Origin of the sequence: Pseudomonas sp. (assembly GCF_028293835.1) — a bacterium.
Lineage (GTDB): Bacteria > Pseudomonadota > Gammaproteobacteria > Pseudomonadales > Pseudomonadaceae > Aquipseudomonas.
The window spans coordinates 1-20,973 of the sequence record NZ_JAQGNX010000163.1 but is presented as its reverse complement, the minus strand read 5'-3'; the positions used below and the strand labels follow the sequence as shown (position 1 = coordinate 20,973).

General features: G+C 57.1%; 20 protein-coding genes. 2 read left to right on the top strand and 18 right to left on the bottom strand.

All coding sequences use genetic code 11. The features are described from left to right. Positions 1-2: 2 nt before the first annotated feature. From JWR17_RS21900 to JWR17_RS21845, 12 genes are all read right to left on the bottom strand, one after another. Positions 3-629, bottom strand: a complete 627-nt coding sequence (locus JWR17_RS21900) for a bifunctional 2-polyprenyl-6-hydroxyphenol methylase/3-demethylubiquinol 3-O-methyltransferase UbiG (RefSeq protein WP_299834751.1) — start codon at positions 627-629, stop codon at positions 3-5. Positions 630-673: 44 nt separating this feature from the next. Continuing rightward, positions 674-1,318: a methionine ABC transporter permease gene (locus JWR17_RS21895; RefSeq protein WP_299834749.1), complete on the bottom strand. Its 645-nt coding sequence runs from the start codon at positions 1,316-1,318 to the stop codon at positions 674-676. Next, entirely contained in the window at positions 1,308-2,429 is a 1,122-nt protein-coding gene (locus tag JWR17_RS21890; protein WP_299834747.1) for an ATP-binding cassette domain-containing protein, read from the bottom strand. Before JWR17_RS21890 ends, JWR17_RS21895 begins: the two co-directional genes overlap by 11 nt. 2 nt (positions 2,430-2,431) lie before the next feature. After that, positions 2,432-3,220 (bottom strand): MetQ/NlpA family ABC transporter substrate-binding protein, encoded by a 789-nt coding sequence (locus JWR17_RS21885; protein WP_299834745.1) that lies wholly within the window; start codon positions 3,218-3,220, stop codon positions 2,432-2,434. 132 nt (positions 3,221-3,352) lie between these two features. Next, complete coding sequence (locus JWR17_RS21880) at positions 3,353-4,714, bottom strand: LLM class flavin-dependent oxidoreductase (RefSeq protein ID WP_299834744.1); 1,362 nt, start codon at positions 4,712-4,714, stop codon at positions 3,353-3,355. Then, positions 4,714-5,919 carry an SfnB family sulfur acquisition oxidoreductase gene (locus JWR17_RS21875; RefSeq protein ID WP_299834742.1) on the bottom strand — a complete coding sequence of 402 codons (1,206 nt, stop codon included), beginning with the start codon at positions 5,917-5,919 and terminating at the stop codon, positions 4,714-4,716. Before JWR17_RS21875 ends, JWR17_RS21880 begins: the two co-directional genes overlap by 1 nt. Before the next feature lie 20 nt (positions 5,920-5,939). After that, positions 5,940-7,181 (bottom strand): SfnB family sulfur acquisition oxidoreductase, encoded by a 1,242-nt coding sequence (locus JWR17_RS21870; protein WP_299834740.1) that lies wholly within the window; start codon positions 7,179-7,181, stop codon positions 5,940-5,942. Positions 7,182-7,393: 212 nt separating this feature from the next. Further along, a complete protein-coding gene (locus JWR17_RS21865; protein ID WP_299834738.1) occupies positions 7,394-8,110 on the bottom strand; it encodes a hypothetical protein in 717 nt (238 codons plus the stop codon). 574 nt (positions 8,111-8,684) lie between these two features. Then, entirely contained in the window at positions 8,685-9,428 is a 744-nt protein-coding gene (tcyN, locus tag JWR17_RS21860; RefSeq protein ID WP_299834737.1) for an L-cystine ABC transporter ATP-binding protein TcyN, read from the bottom strand. Between the two features lie 3 nt (positions 9,429-9,431). After that, positions 9,432-10,097, bottom strand: a complete 666-nt coding sequence (tcyL, locus tag JWR17_RS21855; protein WP_299834794.1) for a cystine ABC transporter permease — start codon at positions 10,095-10,097, stop codon at positions 9,432-9,434. Further along, positions 10,097-10,894, bottom strand: a complete 798-nt coding sequence (tcyJ, locus tag JWR17_RS21850) for a cystine ABC transporter substrate-binding protein (RefSeq protein WP_299834735.1) — start codon at positions 10,892-10,894, stop codon at positions 10,097-10,099. Before tcyJ ends, tcyL begins: the two co-directional genes overlap by 1 nt. 199 nt (positions 10,895-11,093) lie before the next feature. Further along, positions 11,094-12,095, bottom strand: a complete 1,002-nt coding sequence (locus tag JWR17_RS21845; protein ID WP_299834793.1) for a D-cysteine desulfhydrase — start codon at positions 12,093-12,095, stop codon at positions 11,094-11,096. Between the two features lie 387 nt (positions 12,096-12,482). Between JWR17_RS21845 and epsC the strand changes: the two genes are divergently transcribed. Both epsC and mgrA read left to right on the top strand, forming a co-directional pair. Next, on the top strand, positions 12,483-13,433 hold the full coding sequence (gene epsC, locus JWR17_RS21840) for a serine O-acetyltransferase EpsC (RefSeq protein WP_299834733.1): 951 nt from the start codon (positions 12,483-12,485) through the stop codon (positions 13,431-13,433). 281 nt (positions 13,434-13,714) lie between these two features. Then, entirely contained in the window at positions 13,715-14,752 is a 1,038-nt protein-coding gene (gene mgrA / locus JWR17_RS21835) for an L-glyceraldehyde 3-phosphate reductase (RefSeq protein WP_299834731.1), read from the top strand. 115 nt (positions 14,753-14,867) lie between these two features. Here mgrA and ntrC read toward each other — a convergent pair whose 3' ends face one another. The 6 genes from ntrC to glnA form a co-directional block, all read right to left on the bottom strand. After that, positions 14,868-16,301 (bottom strand): nitrogen regulation protein NR(I), encoded by a 1,434-nt coding sequence (gene ntrC, locus JWR17_RS21830; protein ID WP_299834730.1) that lies wholly within the window; start codon positions 16,299-16,301, stop codon positions 14,868-14,870. Beyond that, a complete protein-coding gene (gene glnL, locus JWR17_RS21825; protein ID WP_299834728.1) occupies positions 16,298-17,383 on the bottom strand; it encodes a nitrogen regulation protein NR(II) in 1,086 nt (361 codons plus the stop codon). Before glnL ends, ntrC begins: the two co-directional genes overlap by 4 nt. Positions 17,384-17,677: 294 nt before the next feature. After that, on the bottom strand, positions 17,678-18,298 hold the full coding sequence (locus tag JWR17_RS21820; protein WP_299834791.1) for a DUF4124 domain-containing protein: 621 nt from the start codon (positions 18,296-18,298) through the stop codon (positions 17,678-17,680). A 37-nt stretch (positions 18,299-18,335) separates the two neighbouring features. Beyond that, a complete protein-coding gene (locus JWR17_RS21815; protein ID WP_299834726.1) occupies positions 18,336-18,860 on the bottom strand; it encodes a DUF4124 domain-containing protein in 525 nt (174 codons plus the stop codon). Positions 18,861-18,887: 27 nt separating this feature from the next. Beyond that, positions 18,888-19,310, bottom strand: coding sequence for a cupin domain-containing protein (locus JWR17_RS21810; RefSeq protein WP_299834724.1), 423 nt, complete (start codon positions 19,308-19,310; stop codon positions 18,888-18,890). A 171-nt stretch (positions 19,311-19,481) separates the two neighbouring features. After that, a complete protein-coding gene (glnA, locus tag JWR17_RS21805) occupies positions 19,482-20,888 on the bottom strand; it encodes a glutamate--ammonia ligase (RefSeq protein WP_299834790.1) in 1,407 nt (468 codons plus the stop codon). Positions 20,889-20,973: the final 85 nt, after the last annotated feature.

Sequence of the window (20,973 nt, the reverse complement as noted above, 5' to 3'; positions counted from 1 at the left end):
TTTCAAACCTTACGCCACACACTGGCCAACCAGGGTTGTTGCGCCAAGGGCAGTCCCTCAGGCCGGTAGTAATGTTCAAGCTCAAGAAAGCCCGCCGCATCGAGCAGTTCACGCCAGTTCTCCAGGTCATGGTATGAGCCATATCGGCTGCCGTTCCAGCCTTCTTTATTCTCACCCCGAGGGTTGGAGCTGAACAGAACGCCCCGTGGTTTCAACGCGCCGTGGAGTTCACGCAACACCCGTGGCAGTTCCTGACGCGGCACGTGGAACAACACCGCGTTGGCGAAGATGCCGTCGAAGCGCTCAGCGGGCAGATGCAGTTCGAGGAAGTTCTGTTGCAGCACTTCGCACCCGGTTTCTTCACGGGCCATCTCGGCGAAACGTTCGGAACCGTCCAACCCCACCGCTATATGCCCCATGGCGGTAAACGTTTTCAGGTCCCGGCCTGGTCCGCAGCCAAAATCCAATATCTGCAACGGCGCGTTACCCTCGATATGCCGCAGCAACGCGGCAATGTTCTGGCTGACGTCGTGGTCCCAAGTCCCTTCGCGAAAGTCCTCGGCCACAGAGTTGTAGTGGTCCACGGTAGTGGCGGTGATGTGTGCGAGGTCTTGCGGGTCGAGTTTCATGGCACATCTGTCTGGGCATGGATAAGCCGTGAATATACCCCTGCTCAGCGTTTGTTCAAGGTGTGCGCCAGTCGGTCGCCACCGAGTTGAATCACCGCGACCAATACCACCAGCAACACGATCACGGTCAGCATCACTTGGCTGTCGAAGCGCTGGTAGCCATAACGATAAGCAATGTCGCCCAGGCCACCGGCGCCAATCGCACCGGCCATGGCCGATGAATTGATCATCGTCACCAACGTGATAGTGAACCCACCGACAATGCCCGGCAGCGACTCAGGCAACAAAACATGCCAAACGATGTGCCAGCGGCGGCAGCCCATGGCTTGTGCCGCCTCGATCAAACCGTGGTCGACTTCACGCAGACTCACTTCGGCGATACGCGCAAAGAACGGCGTGGCGGCGATGGTCAAGGGCACCACGGCGGCCCACACGCCATAGGTGGTGCCGACGATCAACCGGGTAAAGGGAATCAGCGCGACCATCAAAATCAAAAACGGAATCGAGCGGAACAGGTTAACAATCACTCCCAACACCCGGTTCAGGTTAGGCGCTTGGTAAATCCCGCCTTTGCTACTGGTGACCAGAAACACCGCCAACGGAACACCCACCAGCAACGCGATTAACGACGACACGCCGACCATCAAAAAGGTGTCGAGAGTGCCTTGCAGCAATCGATCAAACCACATAACCCAGTACCTCCGCGCGTTGCGCCAATGTCCGAGCGCGGGTCAGCAGTTCTTCACGGCCATGGGGCGACTGCGCGACCGATAAGATCAGGTGCCCGAGCGCGCGGCCCTGAATGCGCTCGACGCCGCCCTGCAACAGGCTGATTCGCCCACCCAGAATGTTAAACAGCGCCGCCAAATCCGGCTCTTCGCCACTGACGCCGGTGAAATGCAAATCCAACACCACAGCGGCATTGGCTTGCTGCGGCTGCGGTTTTATCCGCGCCTGCAGGTCTTCAGGCAGCCCGTGTTGCAGGGGTGCCAACAGGGTTTTGCTGACTTCATGTTGCGGATTGCCGAACACTTGCCAGACCGGACCTTGCTCAACTATCTGGCCTTGTTCCAGCACCACAACCCGGTCGCAAATATCACGAATCACTGCCATTTCGTGGGTGATTAAAATGATCGTCAGGCCCAAGCGTTGATTGATCTCACGCAGCAGCCCGAGGATCGATTGCGTGGTCTCGGGATCCAGCGCCGAAGTGGCTTCGTCGCAGAGCAAAATTGCCGGGTCATGGACCAGCGCACGGGCAATCCCTACACGCTGTTTTTGCCCGCCCGACAGCTGCGCCGGGTAGACCTTGTGTTTGTCTTGCAGACCAACCAGCTCCAGCAGCTCGGTGACTTTACGTTGCCGTTGTTCGCGCGGAACACCGGCCACCTTCAATGGCAGTTCGACGTTCTGCCACACCGTTTTGGCCGACATCAGGTTGAAGTGCTGAAAGATCATGCCGATGCGCCGACGCAGCTGCACCAGATGGTCTTCATCGAACTCGGCGATGTCCACCTGATCAATTAGTACCCGCCCGCTGCTCGGGTGTTCCAGTCGGTTGATGGTGCGAATCAGCGATGACTTACCCGCGCCGCTGCGGCCGATGATGCCGAATACTTCGCCGCGCTGAATCGCCAGATCGATGTTCTGCAGCGCGTCGACCGGCCCCTGTTTGCTGTCGTAGGTTTTTCCCAGGTTGATAAAGCGAACGTGGGCACGGTTCAAGTCCGGGTGCAGCGCTGTCGTCGCTGTAGCCTCGGACGGTTCAAGGGTCAGTCGACGTTGGGCGGTTGCATTCATGTTTAGCTTTCCCAGCCAGCTTGATAAAGCTTGCCGTGGGCTTTATCCAGCGCGGCGCGAACCACTGGCGAATGCTGGTAAATGTCGACGAATTTGGCAATCCTCGGGTCGGATTTGCTCTCCGGTTTGATCACAAACTGGATCACGTATTCCTTGTGATCCAAACCGTCAAACAGCAACGCGGAAGCGGCATCGAAGGTCTTCGCCAGGCGAATATAGGCCGGGTAGCCCTGCACCAGATCGGCATCGTCGTAGGCACGAACCAGTTGCACGGCCTCGACCTGAATCAGTTTGATTTTCTTCGGGTTGGCAATGATGTCTTCTTCGGTGGCTTTGTAACCGACGCCAGGTGTCAGGGTAATCAGCCCGGCCTTGGCCAGTAGTTGCAGACCGCGCCCGCTGTTGATCGGATCGTTGGCGATGGCCACGGTCGCGCCAACGGGAAGCTCATCGAAGCTTTTGTACTTCTTCGAATACAACCCGACGTTATTGATAATCCCTGGCGCGAAGGGCACCAGCTTGAAGCCTGCGGCGGCGTTGGCGTTTTCCAGGAAGGGGATGTGTTGGAAGTAATTCACGTCAATATCGCCAGCAGCGAGGCTGACGTTAGGGGCGATCCAGTCGGTAAATTCTATCAACTCGACTTTCAAGCCTTGTTTCGCGGCCTCGGCGACGGCGGCTTCCAGCGGAATCGAAAACGCCGCAGTGGTGCCCACTTTCAGCGGTTTATCGTCGGCCTGGGCAGTCAGTGCGAGTACGCTCAGGGCGAGGGCTATCAGGGTTTTTGTCATGGTGCTTTCCTAGAAAAATTGATGTTTTCAACTACAGCACAGTCCCCTGCAGGCGCTGCCGAAGGCTGCGATAGGCGGGGTCGCGGACGATCTTACGGCCGCTTCGCGCTCCATCGCAGCGTCCGGCGGCGCCTACAGAGGACGACGGTAACTTGCGCCAATGTGTTGTATCGGTAGCCGCGCGCCACCCTCATGAAACAACTTTTCCCTCAAGCTGCCGGTGTCATAAGCCGTCTTGTAAGAACCGCGGCGTTGCAGCTCCGGGATGACTAAATCGATGAAATCGACATAGCTTTCCGGGGTCACAATGCGCGTCAGGTTGAAGCCATCGAGGCCGGTTTCGGCGATCCAGGATTCCAGCTCATCCGCCACCTGCTCAGGCGAGCCGATGAGCGTGATATAGCGCCCGCCCAAGGCGTGTTGATCGAGCAATCGACGGCGCGTCCAATCATTGGTTTTCAGGTTTTTGGTGGCGGACTGAATCGCGTTGCTCTTTACGTACTGAATAGGCTGATCCAATTCGTACTCAGCAAAATCGATCCCGGTCGAAGCGGCAAAATGGGCAACCCCGGCTTCGGCACTGGCGTGTTCCTGATATTCGCGGTGCTTGGCGCGGGCCAGTTCCTCAGTGGCAGCGACGATCACGTTCAGCCCCATGAAAATCCGCACATCGTCCGGCTTACGACCCGCAGCCACAGCGCTTGCACGAACTTTGTCGACTTGCTCCCGGGTCGCGGTTTTATTCTGGCCGCTGATGAACACGCACTCGGCGTGCCGCCCGCCAAATTGCAGACCGCGATCAGAGGTCCCTGCCTGAAACAACACCGGCGTGCGCTGAATCGACGGCTCGCACAGGTGATAACCCTCCACCTGATAGAAGTCGCCCTTGTGCTCGACTTTATGTACTTTGCCCGGCTGCGCGTAGACCCGTTGCTGGCGATCATTGATCACCGCATCGTCTTCCCAGCTGCCTTCCCACAGCTTGTAAAGCACCTCCAGGTACTCGTCGGCCTGATCGTAACGGCGGTCATGTTCGATCTGCTCAGTAAGCCCCATGGCCTTGGCTGCACTGTCGAGATAGCCGGTGACGATGTTCCAGCCGACTCGACCACGGCTCAGGTGATCGAGGGTCGACATGCGTCGGGCGAACAAATACGGCGCCTCGTAGGTCAGGTTGGCGGTCAGGCCAAAGCCAAGGTTTTTCGTGACGGCTGCCATGGCCGAGACCAGCAACAACGGGTCATTCACCGGCAACTGGATCGACTCTTTCAGCGGCACGTCGATGGAGTGTTGGTAAACGTCGTACACGCCGACGATATCGGCAATAAACAATCCATCGAACAAACCGCGCTCCAGCAATTGCGCCAACTCGGTCCAATATTCGAGGGTCTTGTATTCGGTAGAGTTATCCCGTGGATGGGTCCACAGGCCGTGGTTGATATGGCCAATGCAGTTCATGTTGAACGCGTTCAGCAGAATTTTTTTCTTCGCCATCAGATTGTCCCCCGCAGTGGCGGATTTTCTTGATTGAGGTAGTAATTGCCGATGGCGTGGTATTTCCAGCGCACGGGGTCGTGCAGCGTATGCACCCGGGCGTTGCGCCAATGACGGTCGAGACCGTGCTCGGCCAACGTCGCTTGGCTGCCAGCCAATTCGAACAAGGTGCTGCCCGCAGCGAGAGCAATTTCTGTGCTGATGGCCCGCGCTTCGGCCACCGCAATGGAAGCGGCGGCAACATTTGCGGCGCTGCTATCCGCCTGAGCGCGGTCGAGGAACTCACCCGAGCGCTCCAGCAATGCTTCAGCCGCATGCAGGCGAATCCCGAGCTTGCCGAAACTGTGCAGGGTCAATGGATCATCCACAGCCTTGTCGATACCGGAGTCAATCCACGCTCGAGTACGCGTGCGCACGAAGTGCAGCGCATCTTCATACGCCGCACGGGCGATGCCGGTGTCGATAGCCGCGTGGAGTATCTGCGCCAGGGGGCCGACGGTGGTTGGACGTTCGAAAGCCGTTTGAAACGGCACCACGTCGTCGGCGCTGACGAACACGTTTTCAAACACTACAGAGCCGCTGCCGGTGGTGCGCTGGCCAAAGCCACTCCAGTCGTCGATTACGGTTAATCCGGCGCTGTCACGGGCGACAAACGCCAGTTGCTGTACACCTTGCTCATCGATTACCGAGGTTGGGATACGCTGCGCATACAACGCGCCGGTTGAGTAAAACTTGCGGCCGTTGATGCGGTAACCGTCGGCGTCGCGGCTCAAGCGCGTCGTACGGTCATGGGCCGTTTTAGTGCCCAGCTCGGCCAGCGCATTGCCGAATCGCGCGCCGGCCAGGGCTTCTGCGTAAAGCCGCCCTTGCTGCTCGGGGCTGCCGTTCACGCGCAGTACTTCAAGGGCATAAAAATGGTTTTGTGGGATTTGCCCGAGGGAGGCGTCGGCTTGAGAAATTATCTGAGTGACCTTGGCCAGCGTGACGTTGGACACTCCGCCACCGCCAAAGGCTGCCGGCACGCTGATACCCCATAAACCTGAGTTGGAAAACAGATCGAGTTCGGCAAGGGGCAAGCGTCGCTCGCGGTCACGTAGGGCGCTGTCGCGTTTAAACTGTTTGGCCAGCTCGCCGGCCACGTGCAGGGCTTGGGCGTCGCTGTTGATCACTGGCACCGGAGTGCGCCGGGAGGAAAAAGAAGTCATGTGTGTCTCCAGTGGTCTGGTCAGATCCAGGAATGCCGAGCGGGCAATGCGCCATTGAGGTGGTAATTGCCCACGGCGTGGTACTTCCAGCGCACCGGATCGTGCAGGGTATGCACCCGGGCGTTACGCCAATGGCGGTCGAGGTTGAACTCAGCCAACGTGGCGCGGCTGCCGGCCAGTTCGAAGAGCTTTTCACTGGCAAGGAGGGCGATTTCGGTGGTCAGCACTTTGGCTTCCGCGACCACGATTGAGGCGCGGGCGGCCGATTGTTCGTCGATGGGCACGGCGCTGATTTCATCCAGTACTTGCCCGGCCTTGCGCAGCAGCGCTTCGGCGGCGTGGAGTTCGAGTTTCAATTTTCCAATCTCGGCGATCACGTACAGGTCATCGCTGGCGCGTTCGACATTGGCCTCGATCCACGGCCGCGAGCGCTCGCGGACAAAGGCGATGCTGTCGTCGATGGCTTCGCGAGCGATGCCTGCATCAATAGCCGCCTGAATCAACTGGGATACCGCGCCCTGGATATTCGGAATCAAGGCCAGGCGCCAGTTGTCGATGACGTGTTCGGCTTCTACGCGTACGTTTTGCAGCAGCACCGTACCGCTGGCGGTGGTGCGCTGACCAAAGCCTGACCAATCATCAACGATGCTGAGTCCCGGCGCGCCGCGTTGGACGAAGGCCAGCACCTGTTGGCCTTGTTCGTTCAATGCTTTAACTGCCACCCAATGGGCGAACAGCGCCCCGGTGGAGTAAAACTTCTGGCCATTGAGCACAAAGCCGTCGCCATCGGCAACAATCCGGGCTTTGAGGTCCAGGGTATTTTTGGTACCGCGCTCGGGTCCTGCGTTGCCGATGCGCCAGCCATCCAGCACGCTTTGAAACAGCTCTTTTTTCTGCTCCTCGCTGGCGCTGCCAATCAATGAATTGAGGATGCCGAACTGGTTCTGCGGAATTTGTCCCAGTGCAGGGTCGGCGGCGGAAATGATCTTGAACACTTCGGCCACGGTAACGAACGAAACCTGAGGGCCGCCATAACTCCTTGGCACTGAAATACTGCCCAGACCATTGCGCGTAAAGTGTTCGATTTCCGCCCACGGCAGCTTGCGCTGACGATCACGTTGCGCCGCGTGGTGGCGAGCGAGCTCGGCCAGATCATGGGCAGCAGCGATAGCCTCGGCGTCGCTACTCAACACTTTCGCCGGCAGCAGCAGCGGGGCAGTGTCCAATGGGTGATTGAGGGGTGCAGTCGCCAGATCGGACATCAGCGCAACTCCAAGGCTGCGCGCAATGTTTCGGCGTTGTACACGGGGGTGATGGTGAAGATGACCATTCCAAACCTCGACATTAACCGCTGCCCCAAACGGGAAGCGGCGAAAAAAACTGGCGGTGGTCCGGTGGTCCGGTCTATATACCCTAAGCGTGTATAAAAATTTAATAAACGTTCTTTTTGGAATAACAATAGAAGCGACCGTGGTCAGGCGGTCGACGGAACGCTCAGTGCTCGGATAGGCGCCCAACGTGAGTTATTGCCGACCCGGTCGATAACGCAATAAGTGATCTCCAAAGATGAATCTTCACCGGCTTCCCTAATCACCTCCGCCGGCACTTTCAAGGTAATGGGCTTGCCGACATCCCGTGCATTGATTGGCGGCAGGTCCATCCGTACATCACCCCAGCGCAAGGTGATTTCATCTTTGGCGGCCATGTTTTCATAGGCCTCAATGGTCAGAGCGACGCCCGCCTTCAGCTGTTTGGCAGTCAAGCGCTGGTGCGACGGCATGTCGGGCAGTGCGAGGGGCGCCAGTCGTTGATTTTCGTCCGTCGCCGTGGGGGCTAAACCGCCTCCAGGGCAATCGAGCTTGATCAGCACTTTTCTTCTGGGCGACGTCGCTGGCCTGCTGCCGACTTTCTGCACCTGATACCACGTCCTGATGGTTCCACTTTGCACAAAACTTTCCGGTACACGCAACGTCAGCGGTTGGCCGATGTCATCCAGTGTCAGCTGCTTCGAAGCGACGTAGCAGTTGTCCCAGAACAACGTAATCAAGTCACCTTCGTCCATCGCTGCGTAGGGCGTGATAGTGACCATCAAATGCGTCGCGGCGTTGGCGCCGATGCCAAACCTATTGGCTTGCGGTAACGAAGGCGCAAGCAGCGTGAGGTTATTGGAGGTTGGGGTCGCACTGTCCATGTTCGAACTCCTTGTTATCCGCGGTCGATGAAGTACGCCACGCGATAGTCCTTGTAAACGAAGGGTTGGTAGGTCGCTGGGGCTAGCTAAGAGGGAATGCAAAGGGGTGTCAAGAAGGGGGATGCCCAACAAGCAGAGGGGGCGGAGGAATCAGAATGGTCCTACGTTGAAGAGGTTAGACGGCCACTTGAAAGTACGCGCGGGGTCCTACTTGGGGCGTTTGGTCTGGCGTTGAATCTGTGGTGATCGAAGATCCCGGTGGGAGATTTCGGTGGGAGCGAACTTGTTCGCGAAGGAGTCAACGCGATGTCACAGACACAGCCCTTTGTCGCTCTAAACCAGGGGCAGCATCATCGTAATCGGAGAAATGGCGGGGCAAGGAAGGAATCCTGCGTATTTGCCCAGCCCCGTTAGATAACGTGTAGAAACCCACCTTTTCCGTACCTTTGCGCAGGACGACATAGACGACGGCCTGTTTTGCAGTTTGAACCTTTAACGCTTGCTGGGTCAGATAATCGTTGCTCGACTTCTCACCACAATCAAATTCGCTAAGAAACTAACCCCCAAGCCACCCTTAATTCCGACTCCGCTCCAAAAATTGCTTCGTCCTCTCCTCCCGAGGGTTGGCAAACAATGCCTTGGCTTCACCCTGTTCAACAATCACGCCCTTGTCGATGAAGATCACCCGGTTGGCCACGTCCCTGGCAAAACTCATTTCGTGAGTGACGATGACCATGGTGCGTTTTTCTTCGGCCAGGGCGCGTATGGTGGCCAGTACTTCGCCGACTAATTCCGGGTCCAGCGCAGACGTGGGTTCATCGAACAGGATGACTTCAGGTTCCATGGCCAGCGCGCGGGCAATGGCCACCCGTTGCTGTTGCCCTCCGGACAACCGCCGTGGGTACGAATCTTCCTTGCCAGCAAGCCCGACCTTGGCGAGTAGAGCCAGACCGAGTTTGATGGCTTGTTCCTTTGGCATCTTCTTGACCACCAACGGCCCTTCGATGACGTTCTCCAGCGCGGTGCGGTGGGGGAACAGGTTGAAATTTTGAAACACAAAACCCACATGCTGCCGCAGCTGCCGAATCAGCCCCGCTTGCTGAGTCAACGGTTTGCTGCCGTCGATCTTGATGTCGCCTACCTCAATGCTGCCGCTGCTGGGCTCTTCCAGGAAATTCAGGCAACGCAACAGGGTGGTTTTGCCCGATCCGCTGGGACCAATAATGGCCACAACTTCACCGGCATTAATGCGCAGGTCGATGCCCTTGAGCACCATTTGCCCCTTGAATTGCTTGGTCAGTTTTTCAACCACGATCATGCTTCAAGACTCCTGATCATGTCGGTTGACCCTCGCTTCCAGTCGGTTTTGCAGGTGCGCAAGCATGCTGGCGAGAATCCAGTAGATCAGTGCGGCGGCCAAGTACATGGTGAAAATTTCGAAGGTACGCGCCGTAATCAATTGTGCCTGCCGAAACAGCTCAGGCACTTGGATGGTCGCAGCCAGCGCGGTGTCTTTAACCAGCGAAATGAAGCTGTTGCCCAGCGGTGGCAGCGCTGTGCGCGCGGCTTGTGGCAGGATCGCCCGGCGCATGGCTTGCGCACGGGTCATGCCAATACTCGCTGCCGCCTCCCACTGCCCACGATCCACTGCGCCGATGGCGGCACGTAGGATCTCGCATGCATAGGCGGCCATGTTCAGTGAAAAACCAATCAGCGCGGCGGGCAGCGGATCCAGTTCGAGACCCATTTGCGGCAAGCCGTAATAAATTACGAACAACTGAACGAGTAATGGCGTACCACGAAAAAACGACACGTATACCCGCGCAATACCGCTGACCACCTGGAGGCGCGACAAACGCATCAGTGCCAGGCCGAAACCCAGCAGCAAGCCAAAGAACATGCCACCCAAGCTGAGAATGACGGTGTAATACGCGCCCTTCAGCAAGAAGGGCGCGGAGTCCAGCGCTAGCTTTAGACTCTCTTCAATCATTTGGTCACGTCAGAGCCAAAATACTTCTGTGACAACTTGGCCAGCGTGCCGTCGGCGCGCAGTTTGTCGATGGCGGTGTTGATGGCCGCCACCAGCTCAGGCTCGCCCTTGCGGATCGCGATACCGGATTCCTGACGCGAGAATGCCGTGCCGGAAGCAGCGAGCTTGTCATTGGTTTTCTTGACCATTTCCAGCGCGGCAAGACGGTCGACGAGAATTGCATCGGTACGACCGGCCATCAAGTCCTGGAATTTGGTTGGGTCATCGTCGTAGGTTTTGACCACGGCGCCAGGTACGTTTTCTTTCAGCCACTGCTCGTAATTCGTACCCAGGCCAACGCCGACCTTGTGGCCCGACAACGACTCAGGTGTCAGGTACTTACCTGCGTCTTTCTTCTGAGTCAGCGCCTGAATCCCGGAAATGGTGTAGGGCTCGGAAAAATCGTACTTCTTCTTACGCTCTTCGGAGATGGTCACTTGGTTGATCACCACGTCGAGACGCTTGGATTCCAGCGCGGCGAGGATACCGTCCCACTTGGTCGGTTGCAGCTTGGCGGTCACGCCCAATTCTTTGGCCAGTGCTTCGGAGAATTCAACTTCGAAGCCGGCGAGCTTGCCGTCTTCGGCGACAAAGCTGAACGGTGGGTAAGTGCCTTCCAGGCCGACGTTGATCGTGCCGCTGCTTTTGATTTTTTGCAGTTGGTCGCCAGCGACGGCTTGCCCGATCAAACTGGAGCCGAGTACGAGACCCAGTGTGGAGAGAAGAAATGTGCGGCGGATGGCAGCAATGTTCATGAACAGCCCCTTATTGTGATTTGAATGTCAGGCAAGAATCAGACCCAACGAAAGCTACTGCGGCCGTGAAACTTTATCCAGCGATTTCAGGCGGCCTTATTTTCCTTTACGCGAGGCGACTATAAGCCAGTCGCTATATCAGCTTAAATACTTAAAAACGCTTTTCATATTCAGTAATGGAATAACTGGCCTCCCCCGGTTATGCCTCTAAAAAAACGTCGGGATAAGCGAACAACGCAGGCGCACCACCCGTATGCAAAAAGATGATCGGGCCTTCATCGAAACGCTGGCGGCCGATGCCATCAAGCAAGCCAGCCATGGCTTTGCCGGTGTATACCGGATCAAGCAACAGGCCTTCCTGACTGGCGACCAGTTTGATGGCGGCTAAGGTTCCGGCGTTAGGCGCGCCGTAACCTGGAGCAAAGTACTCGTCCCATAACACAACCTTGAAGCTGTCTGGAACATCTACGCCCAACAGTTCCGCAGTGCTTTGCGCCAGCCCTTCAACCTTCGGTCGCTGTGCTTCGTCGCTGCGGGAAACGGTGACGCCCACTACTGGCAGATTCGGCAGATCGTCACTTAGGCCCAACGCCAGGCCGCTGTGGGTGCCAGCGCTGCCCGAAGCGAGGACGACTGCGGCGAAATCCAGCCCGGTGGTTCTGATCTGTTCGGCTAGCTCCAGTCCGGCCCGTACATAACCCAAGGCGCCTAACGCGTTCGAGCCACCGATGGGAATGCAGTACGGTTTTTTGCCGCTGGCCCGCAGTCGGGAGGCCAAGGCGTGTAATTGGTCGTCGGCGTTGTCCAGGTTGTCCACTAACTCAACCTTGGCGTCGAACAGGCTTAGCAGCAGCCGATTGCCGTTGCCCAGGTAGTTGGGGTCAAGGGTGGCCAGGGGATTTTCCAGCAACACCACGCACCCCAAACCCAAACGAGCAGCCAAAGCGGCGGTTTGCCGAGCGTGGTTGGATTGCAGGCCGCCGGCCGTGATCAAGGTGTCGGCGCCCTGTGCCAGCGCATCGGCGGCCAGGTATTCAAGCTTGCGCACCTTATTGCCACCCAGTGCCAGCGTTGTGGTGTCGTCTCGCTTTACATAAATGTCCCGGCCTGCCCATGTGGACAGCCGCTCCAGCTTCTCCAGAGAGGTGGGGGCGCCCAGTAATTCCAGACGATTAAAACGAGCGAGCTGTTGTTTGATCATGGTGGTTTGGGTGGCCGGCAAGTAAGTCGATGGACTATAGGCAGTCACGTCGGTTGGCTGCAACATTTGTGCGTTTCTGCTTTTTCTAATACCTCTAATCAAACACAAAGATAACCGTAGGAGGTTCCGCCACATCTCCGATGCCGCGCTGTCGAGCAGCAAACACAAAAACCTGTAGGAAATATCCATGTCATGCCGAGAATCGGTAGGAGCGAACGTGTTCGCGGGGCGCCGTGTCGGGCTGAACGTTAGCTAGCTTTTGGTGCGGCATGTCGTACAAAACGCCCGACAAACAAAAGGCCCTACAGAAATTGTTATTTTTTCGTGTCGAAAGTTTGCCGTAAAGTGGGCGCATCCTGGCTTCAGGCCTAAAAAGGAGTGATGAGCGTGAGCGATATTTCAGACGCATCCGCCGACAACCGTGCTGGTAACTGGCAGTTGCAGCAAATCGTTAGCCAATTGCGCGAAGCGCGCGATGAGTGGCGTCAGCGTAACGGCCGAGTCAGCGGCGAGCAGGGCGGCCGAGAACTGCCGTCCCGCGCTGCCATGCGCGACATACTCGAAGCCCTGTGCGGGGCGTTGTTTCCCATGCGTTTGGGCCCCGTTGATTTGCGCGAGGAAAGCGAAGATTTCTACGTCGGCCACACCCTGGACGTCGCGCTTAACGCATTGTTGGCCCAGGCACGTCTGGAGTTGCGCTACGTCGCGCGGCAACATGGCGAAGACACCATTGCGGTCGAGAGTAAGGCAACCCGGTTGATTCAGGATTTCGCCGCAGCGCTCCCGGCAATGCGTATCTTGCTCGACACGGATGTGTTGGCGGCTTATCACGGCGACCCGGCTGCGCGGAGCGTCGACGAAGTGTTGTTGTGCTATCCGGGGATCCTGGCGGTTATTCACCACCGTTTGGCTCACCACATGTACCGCGCTGGTCTGCCGTTATTGGCACGGATCAGTTCCGAACTTGCCCACTCGGCTACCGGTATCGACATACATCCGGGCGCGCAGATCGGCGGCAGTTTCTTCATCGATCACGGGACAGGTGTAGTGATCGGCGAAACCGCGATCATTGGCGAACGCGTACGGATTTACCAGGCGGTGACGTTGGGCGCGAAACGCTTCCCCGCAGACGAAGACGGTCAGTTGCAAAAAGGGCACGCCCGGCACCCGATTGTCGAAGATGACGTGGTGATCTATGCCGGGGCGACCATTTTGGGGCGTATCACCATCGGTAAAGGTTCGACGGTGGGCGGTAACGTCTGGCTGACTCGTAGTGTTCCAGCGGGATGCAATGTGTCCCAGGCGAACTTGCTGCAAAAGGATGATTGTTTGAAATAACACCGCTACTCCCCTGTGCAGGCTGTGGGGAGCCAGCTTGTTGGCGAGAGATTTGATGGGGTGTATCAGGTATGCCGCCTCGCCAACAAGTTGGCTCCTACAGATTTTGCGCTACGAGCAAACCTCTCTTGTATTAGTCGGACTATTGAAAGCCAACCCGGTGCGAGTATGCTCGTTCAGCTCGTCTGATACTGCTCAAGTGGATCAGCCAATAAAAAAGCGGGAACCGCAGCTCCGAAACACGAGTCGCACCCCCATGCACCTTTACGAGAGAGGATTCGATGACTTACATCGCTGCCGAAAACCGTTATGAAGCCATTCCGTACCGCCGAGTGGGCCGTAGTGGACTGGTTCTGCCAGCCTTATCGCTGGGCCTTTGGCACAACTTTGGCGACAGCACGCCAATGGATACTCAGCGTGCATTGCTGCGTACGGCCTTTGACTTGGGCATCAACCACTTCGACCTGGCCAACAACTATGGCCCCCCGTACGGCAGCGCCGAGATCAACTTCGGTCGCCTGCTGCGCGAAGATTTCAAGCATTACCGCGATGAACTGATTATCTCCAGCAAAGCGGGCTGGGATATGTGGCCTGGCCCTTACGGCCAAGGCGGTGGGTCACGTAAATACGTGCTTGCCAGTCTCGATCAGAGCTTGCAACGCATGGGCCTGGACTACGTCGATATTTTTTATTCACACCGATTCGATCCGCTGACCCCGCTGGAAGAAACCGCCAGCGCTTTAGCCACGGCCGTGCAGCAGGGCAAGGCGTTGTACATCGGTATTTCATCATATTCCGGGGCCAAAACCCGGGAGATGGCTGCTTTGCTCAAAGAGTGGAAAGTGCCGTTGTTGATTCACCAACCGGCCTACAACCTGCTTAACCGTTGGGTAGAGCGCGACCTGTTGGACGCTACCGATGACCTTGGCGCGGGGGTTATTGCGTTTACTCCCTTGGCTCAAGGCTTGTTGACCGACAAATACCTTAACGGCATTCCCAAGGATGCGCGCGTCAACAAGCCCGGCGGCGGTTCATTGCAGGCTTCGCACTTGTCCGAGAGCAACATTGCTCACGTTCGGGCGCTCAATGAAATTGCCAAACGCCGGGGCCAAAGCCTCGCGCAACTGGCCTTGGCCTGGACCCTGCGTGACCCGCGTATCACTTCAGCATTGATCGGTGCCAGCCGTCCTGAGCAGATCATTGAAAACGTTGGCGCACTGAAAAACCTGAATTTTACCGCCGAAGAGCTGGCCGAAATCGACAGTTTTGCGGTAGAAGGCGGGATTAACCTGTGGGAAAAGCCATCGACTGATCAGTGACTGGGGCTTTTACGAACGGCAAGTGAATCTGTAGGAGCCAACTTGTTGGCGAGACATTAAATGCCTCGCCAACAATTAACCCCTACAGACCATTGTGGCGCGCATGATCATTGACTCAGGCGTCGTCACCATCGTCTTCGTCACCATCGATTTTCATGCCCAACTCCTTGATTTTGCGAGTCAAGGTATTGCGGCCCCAGCCCAACAACACGGCGGCATCGCGGCGGCGACCGGCGGTGTGCTTGAGGGCGGTTTCAATCATGATTCGTTCGAACGTCGGCACGGCACTGTCCAGCAGGCTCGATTGTCCGCGTGCCAGTGCCTGATCAGCCCATTGGCGCAGCGCGTGTTCCCAGTTGGTCACCGGCGCGGCATCGTGGGGCAGGCTCAACAACTCTGGCGGCAAGTCGCTCACGTGAACTTCACGCCCGGACGCCATAACGGTGATCCAGCGGCAGGTGTTTTCCAGCTGACGCACGTTGCCAGGCCATGGCAGGTGCTTGAGGTATTCCTCGGTTTCAGCTTTAAGCAGTTTCGGTTCAACCGCCAATTCTTGCGCGGCCCGGGCGAGAAAGTGCTTGGCCAGTGTCGGAATATCTTCGCGGCGGTCAGACATCCGTGGGATGTGAATCCGAATCACATTGAGACGGTGGAACAGGTCCTCACGGAATTTGCCCGCTTGCACCAGTATTTCCAGGTTCTGGTGGGTTGCGGCGATGATTCGTACATCAACCTTGACCGGCGTGTGCCCGCCAACGCGGTAGAACTCCCCGTCCGCCAGTACGCGCAGCAGGCGGGTCTGGGTATCCGCTGGCATGTCGCCAATTTCATCGAGAAACAATGTGCCGCCATCGGCCTGTTCGAAGCGGCCGCGACGCAGGTTGGCCGCACCGGTGAACGCGCCTTTTTCATGGCCGAACAACTCGGACTCCATCAAATCCTTGGGAATGGCCGCCATGTTCAACGCAATGAACGGCGACGACGCACGAGGACTGTGACGGTGCAGCGCGTGGGCGACCAGCTCTTTACCGGTACCTGATTCGCCGTTGATCAACACGGTAATGTTGGAGTGGCTCAGGCGGCCGATAGCGCGAAACACTTCCTGCATCGCTGGCGCTTCGCCGATGATTTCCGGGGTGCGGGTCAGGGCGGGCGCTACTTCCATGCCTTGCTGTTCTTGAGCGTGCTGATTAGCGCGCTTGACCAGCGACACAGCCTCATCGACGTCGAACGGCTTGGGCAGATACTCAAACGCCCCGCCTTGATACGATGCAACCGCACTGTCCAGATCTGAATGGGCAGTCATGATGATCACTGGCAAGCGCGGGTGCTGTTCGCGAATCCGTGCGAGCAATTCCAGGCCGCTGGCGCCCGGCATGCGGATGTCGGAAATGATCACGTCGGGTTGCTGACGGGCCAGGCGGCTCATGACGCCGTCGGCGCTGTCGAAGCTTTGGGTGGTCATGCCTTCTTGTTGCAGCGCTTTTTCCAAAACCCAACGGATGGAACGGTCGTCATCGACGATCCAGACAGTTTCACTACGGCTCATGACGACGCTGCTCCTTGTTCCAGCGGCAGGAAGATCGAGAACGTGGTATGGCCAGGATGGCTATCACACTCGATCAGCCCCTGGTGCTGACTAATGATGTTCTGGGTGATCGCCAAGCCAAGCCCTGTGCCACCTGGCCGGCCGCTGACCATCGGAAAGAAAATGGTTTCTTGCAGATCGGCTGGGATACCTGGGCCGTTGTCGATGATTTCGATCTTGCTCACCAGGCGGTGACGAACATGGCCGATGGTGAATTGACGCATGGCCCGGGTACGCAGGCTGATTCGGCCCAGACGCAACTCGTTCTGGCCGCTGATGGCTTGCATGGCGTTGCGCACGATATTGAGCACGGCCTGAATCATCTGTTCACGGTCGATCAATACGTCAGGAATACTTGGATCATAGTCACGAACCAAGGTAATGCAGCCCTGGCTTTCGGCTTCCACCAGGCTGCACACACGCTCAAGCACTTCGTGCACGTTGGTCATGGCCAGCGAAGGCAGCTTGTTCGAACCCAGCATGCGGTCGACCAGATTGCGCAGGCGATCGGCCTCTTCGATGATGACGTTGGTGTAATCCTTGAGGCTCTCCTCTGGGAGTTCCCGTGCCAGCAGTTGTGCGGCGCCGCGAATTCCGCCGAGGGGATTCTTGATTTCATGGGCCAGGCCGCGAACCAGCATTTTCGTGGTTTCTTGCTTGGACAGCTGGGCTTCTTCCTTGGTGATACGCAACAAGCGATCACGGGGATGAACCTCCAGCAGCAGCATGGTGTGGCCTTGGCTGAGGATTGGCGTGACGGCGTAATCGACGGTCAGGGTCTGGCCGGTCAGCGCCGTAAGCATTGCTTCACGCTTGGTGAACGGATGGGCTTGCTCAACGGCCTGACGCAGGGAGTGCAACGCTTCTACGGATTCGGTGAACAATTCGCTGATGAATTGACCATGGCTGCGCTGACCGCTGATTGCGAGCAGCATTTCAGCTGCTGGATTCATGTACTCAAGACGCAAGTCAGCATTGAGCAGAATGGTTGCAGTCGTAAGGTTATCGAGTAACAGCCGGTGCAGCGCATCACTGATAGTCATAAACTTTCGTTGACCTCTTTTGGCACATTTCAACCACTGACGGGGGCGGGCCGAGCCTCGCCAGAGGTTAAACAGCTTGCCGATACGGTGCGGGAATGGCGCTTAGTTACTTGGAAGTTGCAAAAACCAAACCAAGGCTCCGAAAAGAAGCGTTAAACCTGCAAAATCGAGCTTTTTTCGGACAGTGGGTCCGTCAGCCAAAGGATTTGAACCTATTTGCGAACCAAAATGGGTAAAGCGGCGCAACAGTGTGTCCAGTGTTGCACCAATGCGGAGCGTCGCCAGTTTTGCTGCTCACAGGAACGGCAACCAGCTGCTTTTCTCCGGCGGCTTGTCCGCAATGGGGCATTCCGGGCGCACGCCGTAATCTTCCACGGTGCAGGGTTGGGCCTGACGCTTCTGCGCCAGGCTGATACGCAACATATGAAATTCCTGGCTGGCCGTGCGCTCCACGATCCGACCCAGCTCGTCGAGAATCTCGACGGACAATTGGTGGGTGCCACGGTCAATATTGGTCAGCGGGAAAACCGGACTGCGGCCCGCTTCAGCGAAGGGCTTACCGTCAACCAGCAAACGATACGTGTGACGCTCTTGCAGCGCTGGGTCGTTGTTGACGCTGACGATCAACTCCCCTGTCATGCTGCGGATAGTCGCGTCGGGTTCCGGCACTAGAATGCGCAGCACTTGGTAATGGAATAGCGGACTGGGCTTCACAGCGGCGGGTTTTTTCTTTGCCACTGATTTGGGCGGAGTCGCGGTCATGTTATTGCTGGGCGGGATGTCTACACGCTGAGCGCCTTTATGGGGCTGGTCGGTAAATACCCGATTGCCTTGCGCGTCGGTGTATGTGAACACGTCAGCCGCTGCGGGGAAGGCGATCAGTAATAGCCACAGCCACAGCAGCATGCTGCGCATCGAGACTCGTCGCGCCAATGCTTCACGATTTAGCAAATCAACGTTTACCGACATGGACTCGCTGCACCGTGGTCGTCAATGTTGGGCTTTGCTGCAGAACCTGATCGCCGCTCATTACGCGCACGGCCAGGCTGTGCTCGCCGCGCTCCAAATTCACCACCTGTAGCCGTGGGACGTTAGTGGCCTGGCCGTAAGGCGAACCATCGACTATTAATTGCAACAGATGCCCCGGTTGTAAGTGCGGCTGTATCGCAACGCCCACGGTGAACGTGCCGTTATTGGCTCGCAGGGCTTCTTCAGTGGGCAGGTCGTTCAATTCAAGCACGCTGTAGGCGCCCGTCGCCTGATTCTGCGGAGGCGGCGACATGGGCGCGGTGTTCTGCACCGCGGGCTGTTTAGGGCTGACGCTGTTCAGCGGTGGCAAATCCACCGTTTCACTGGGCGTTCCGTTGGGCGGTTGACTGCTGTAGGCGGGGTTGCCATTGGCATCGGTGTATTTATAAATCTGCGCGACAGCAGGCATGGTAATCAACAGCAGTAGATAGACAAGGCTTCGACGCATGCAGTCTCCGATGACAATGGCATGACCTTACGGGGCAGCGTCTATCGAGATCGGCATGCCGGGGGTGCCAGCATAGAACACTATGAGTTCGGTAGGGCGATCGCCGCTGCTGCCACGGTGAACAATATTGTTCATTTCAGGCAAAACCTGGCCCGCAGTGAGTGTCACTTTTTTCCCACCCTCCCGGCCTTCAACGATCAATTCGCCAGAAACCACGTAACCGGCGGCAGGCATTGGGTGCTTATGCCAGTCGAAACTGCTATTGGGCGGCATGTTGACTTTGCGTACCGTCAACTCAGGTTGGCCGGTTGGATAGGCGGTGTACGGCGTACCGTCCCAGGAAGATGAACTCTGCAGCAGGATTTTCGATTCTATCGATGGTTTCATTTCGGCGTGGGCGGTGCCGACGATTGTCAGCAGGCCGAGAACGGGCAGGAGTCGCTTGAACATAATGATTTCCATATCTAGCAGGGCGAAATGCCGTGGCCGCGTCGAGTAAACGACAAAAACCAGAGCGTGATCCAGCCTGGTTGATTTGCAGGAAATGTCGGAAATAGATGGCCACAAAAAAGGCCTCCCGAAGGAGGCCTCTTGTTACGTCATGCAACTGACGTGACTGGATTAGCAGCTGTAGTACAGCTCGTATTCCAGTGGGTGTACGAAAGTACGTACTTTGATTTCTTCTTCGCTTTTCAGGCCGATGTAAGCGTCGATGAAGTCATCGCTGAATACGCCGCCTTTGGTCAGGAACGCACGACCTTTGTCCAACTCTTCCAGAGCTTCTTTCAAGCTACCGCAAACCTGTGGGATCTCTTTCGCTTCTTCAGGCGGCAGGTCATACAGGTTTTTGTCAGCAGCGTCGCCAGGGTGGATCTTGTTCTGGATGCCGTCCAGGCCAGCCATCAACAGGGCAGCGAACGCCAAATACGGGTTAGCTGCTGGATCCGGGAAGCGTGCTTCGATACGGCGAGCTTTAGGGCTGGACACGTAAGGAATACGGATCGAAGCGGAGCGGTTACGTGCCGAGTAGGCCAACATGACCGGTGCTTCGAAACCCGGGACCAGACGCTTGTAAGAGTTGGTCGAAGGGTTGGTGAAGCCGTTCAGTGCTTTACCGTGCTTGATGATGCCGCCGATGAAGAACAGAGCGGTGTCGGACAGGCCGGCATAACCTTCGCCAGCGAAGGTGTTCTTGCCATCTTTGGAGATGGACAAGTGCACGTGCATGCCTGAACCGTTGTCGCCATAAAGAGGCTTAGGCATGAAGGTAGCGGTACGGCCGTAAGCATCAGCGACGTTGTGTACGCAGTACTTCAGGGTCTGAACTTCGTCAGCCTTTTTCACCAGCGTGTTGAATTTAACGCCGATTTCGTTCTGACCAGCAGTCGCCACTTCGTGGTGGTGAACTTCGATGACCAGGCCCATTTCTTCCATTGCATTACACATGGAGGTACGGATTTCGTGGTCGTGGTCGAACGGAGGTACTGGGAAGTAGCCGCCTTTTACGCCTGGACGGTGGCCTTTGTTGCCGCCTTCGATGTCTTGGTCGGACATCCATGAACCTTGTTCAGAGTAAATCTTGAACATGGAGCCGGAAATGTCGGATTTGAATTTTACAGAATCGAAGATGAAGAATTCTGGCTCAGGACCGACGAAAACGGTGTCGCCAATGCCAGTGGACTTCAGGTATTCCTCGGCACGGTGAGCGATGGCGCGTGGGTCGCGGTCATAGCCTTGCATGGTCGAAGGTTCGATGATGTCGCAAACCAGGATGATGGTTGGGTCTTCGGTGAACGGGTCGAGCACGGCGGTGCTGTCGTCCGGCATCAGGATCATGTCCGACGCTTCGATGCCTTTCCAGCCAGCAATGGAGGAGCCGTCGAACATTTTGCCGATTTCAAAGAAATCTTCATCCAGTGCGTCGCGAGCCGGCATGGTCACGTGGTGCTGAATGCCTTTGGTGTCCGTGAAGCGCAGATCAATCCATTTGACGTCATGATCTTTGATGAGTTGAACCGACTTCGACATAGTGTCCTCCGGGTGGCTTCGGGCCAGGGTAATGGTTTGGCCCTTTGAATTTGGGTGATGCCGGGCGCGAATATCTGCCAAGGCA

Coding starts and splice junctions, on each gene's coding strand:
- JWR17_RS21900 (WP_299834751.1), bottom strand. CDS start 629: ATGAAACTCGACCCGCAAGACCTCGCACACATCACCGCCACTACCGTG.
- JWR17_RS21895 (WP_299834749.1), bottom strand. CDS start 1,318: ATGTGGTTTGATCGATTGCTGCAAGGCACTCTCGACACCTTTTTGATG.
- JWR17_RS21890 (WP_299834747.1), bottom strand. CDS start 2,429: ATGAATGCAACCGCCCAACGTCGACTGACCCTTGAACCGTCCGAGGCT.
- JWR17_RS21885 (WP_299834745.1), bottom strand. CDS start 3,220: ATGACAAAAACCCTGATAGCCCTCGCCCTGAGCGTACTCGCACTGACT.
- JWR17_RS21880 (WP_299834744.1), bottom strand. CDS start 4,714: ATGGCGAAGAAAAAAATTCTGCTGAACGCGTTCAACATGAACTGCATT.
- JWR17_RS21875 (WP_299834742.1), bottom strand. CDS start 5,919: ATGACTTCTTTTTCCTCCCGGCGCACTCCGGTGCCAGTGATCAACAGC.
- JWR17_RS21870 (WP_299834740.1), bottom strand. CDS start 7,181: ATGTCCGATCTGGCGACTGCACCCCTCAATCACCCATTGGACACTGCC.
- JWR17_RS21865 (WP_299834738.1), bottom strand. CDS start 8,110: ATGGACAGTGCGACCCCAACCTCCAATAACCTCACGCTGCTTGCGCCT.
- tcyN (WP_299834737.1), bottom strand. CDS start 9,428: ATGATCGTGGTTGAAAAACTGACCAAGCAATTCAAGGGGCAAATGGTG.
- tcyJ (WP_299834735.1), bottom strand. CDS start 10,894: ATGAACATTGCTGCCATCCGCCGCACATTTCTTCTCTCCACACTGGGT.
- JWR17_RS21845 (WP_299834793.1), bottom strand. CDS start 12,095: ATGATCAAACAACAGCTCGCTCGTTTTAATCGTCTGGAATTACTGGGC.
- mgrA (WP_299834731.1), top strand. CDS start 13,715: ATGACTTACATCGCTGCCGAAAACCGTTATGAAGCCATTCCGTACCGC.
- ntrC (WP_299834730.1), bottom strand. CDS start 16,301: ATGAGCCGTAGTGAAACTGTCTGGATCGTCGATGACGACCGTTCCATC.
- glnL (WP_299834728.1), bottom strand. CDS start 17,383: ATGACTATCAGTGATGCGCTGCACCGGCTGTTACTCGATAACCTTACG.
- JWR17_RS21820 (WP_299834791.1), bottom strand. CDS start 18,298: ATGCGCAGCATGCTGCTGTGGCTGTGGCTATTACTGATCGCCTTCCCC.
- JWR17_RS21815 (WP_299834726.1), bottom strand. CDS start 18,860: ATGCGTCGAAGCCTTGTCTATCTACTGCTGTTGATTACCATGCCTGCT.
- JWR17_RS21810 (WP_299834724.1), bottom strand. CDS start 19,310: ATGTTCAAGCGACTCCTGCCCGTTCTCGGCCTGCTGACAATCGTCGGC.
- glnA (WP_299834790.1), bottom strand. CDS start 20,888: ATGTCGAAGTCGGTTCAACTCATCAAAGATCATGACGTCAAATGGATT.